Below are 1588 nucleotides of genomic sequence, written 5' to 3' on the forward strand. Positions count from 1 at the left end.
CACGGCGTCCCCCAGCCAACCCACCCTCCCGACCAACCCCGATATCCAGCAAACACACCCACCGCGGAGGGGGCCCAGCCCGTTGGCCGACCAACCCCGACCTCCACGCTGGCGTTAACGCGAACCATGGCATGCTCGGCAACCAGTCCACCCGGAACTCCCGCCATGCGCCTTTTCACCCGCGTCCTGCCCCTGCTGCTGCTGGCCTCCCTGCTCTCCGGCTGCGGCTACAACGCCATCCAGCAGAAGGATGAGGCGGTCAAGGCCAGCTGGTCCGAAGTACTCAACCAGTACAAGCGCCGCGCCGACCTGGTGCCCAACCTCGTGCAGACCGTCAAAGGTTTCGCCAGCCAGGAAGAGCGCGTGCTGACCGAAGTCACCAACGCCCGCTCGCGCGTCGGCCAGATCAACGTCAACGCCGATGACCCGGCCTCGCTCAAGCAGTTCCAGCAGGCGCAGGGCGAACTGGGCAGCGCGCTGTCGCGCCTGCTGGTGGTCACCGAGAACTATCCGGTGCTGAAGTCCGACGCCAACTTCCGCGACCTGCAGGCGCAGCTGGAAGGCACCGAGAACCGCATCACCGTGGCTCGCGGCCGCTACATCCAGCAGGTGCAGGACTACAACACCTACATCCGCTCGTTCCCGCAGCTGGTCACCGCGAAGCTCTTCGGCTACCAGCCCAAGCCCAACTTCAGCGTCGAGAACGAAGCGCAGATCTCCAACGCGCCGGTGGTCGACTTCGGCACCACGCCGCAGCAGCCGGCCCCGCAGCCGGCGCACTGAGCCATGCGCCTGGCCACCGCGCTGCTGCTGGCGTTCCTGCTGTGGCTGCCGCTGGCGTCGCAGGCGCAGTCGCTCGCGCCGATTCCGGCGCTGGATTCGCCGGTGGTCGATACCACCGGCACCCTCGATGCCGCGCAGAAGCAGGCACTGGTGCAGCAGGCACTGGACCTGCAGCAGCGCAAGGGCAGCCAGCTGCAGGTGCTGGTGGTGCCCAGCACCCAGCCCGAGGACATCGCCCAGTACACCACCCGCGTCTTCGACCAGTGGCAGATCGGCCGCAAGGGCGTGGATGACGGCGTGCTGCTGGTGGTGGCCAAGGATGACCGGCGCGTACGCATCGAGCCGGGCTACGGACTGGAAGGTGCGATTCCTGATGCCATCGCCAACCGGGTCATCCAGGAATACCTGGTGCCGCGCTTCCGCAGTGGCGATTACGCCGGTGGCATCACCGACGCCACGGCCGTGCTGGTGAAGCTGGTCGATGGCGAGCCGCTGCCGGCGCCGGTCAGCGGCCAGCGCGGCCACGAACCGGGCGGTGGGGGCGATACCTGGATCCTGGCGCTGTTCATCGGCGTGTTCGCCGGCAGCATCCTGCGCGGGGTGTTCTCGCGGGTGCCACGCCCGCTGCGCGGCCTGCTCGGCGGCGGCGGCGCGGCGCTGGCCGCCTTCCTGTTCACCTCCACCCTGCTGGCCAGCGGCCTGGCCGGCATCGTCGGCCTGGTCGTGGCGATGCTGTCCGGCCACCCCGGGCGCTTTGCCGGTGGTGGCGGCTGGGGCGGCGGCAGCTGGGGTGGCCGGACAGCAT

At 69.3% G+C, this 1588-nt stretch carries 2 protein-coding genes; both read left to right on the forward strand.

What is annotated here, in order from left to right; all coding sequences use genetic code 11:
- Positions 1–165 precede the first annotated feature (165 nt).
- A complete protein-coding gene (locus tag IAE56_RS20860) occupies positions 166–783 on the forward strand; it encodes a LemA family protein (RefSeq protein ID WP_200753832.1) in 618 nt (205 codons plus the stop codon).
- A 3-nt stretch (positions 784–786) separates the two neighbouring features.
- Positions 787–1588 (forward strand): TPM domain-containing protein (locus IAE56_RS20865; protein WP_200753833.1); only part of this gene is annotated, 802 nt, incomplete at its 3' end.

This window comes from Stenotrophomonas sp. S41 (genome assembly GCF_016624625.1).
GTDB lineage: Bacteria > Pseudomonadota > Gammaproteobacteria > Xanthomonadales > Xanthomonadaceae > Stenotrophomonas.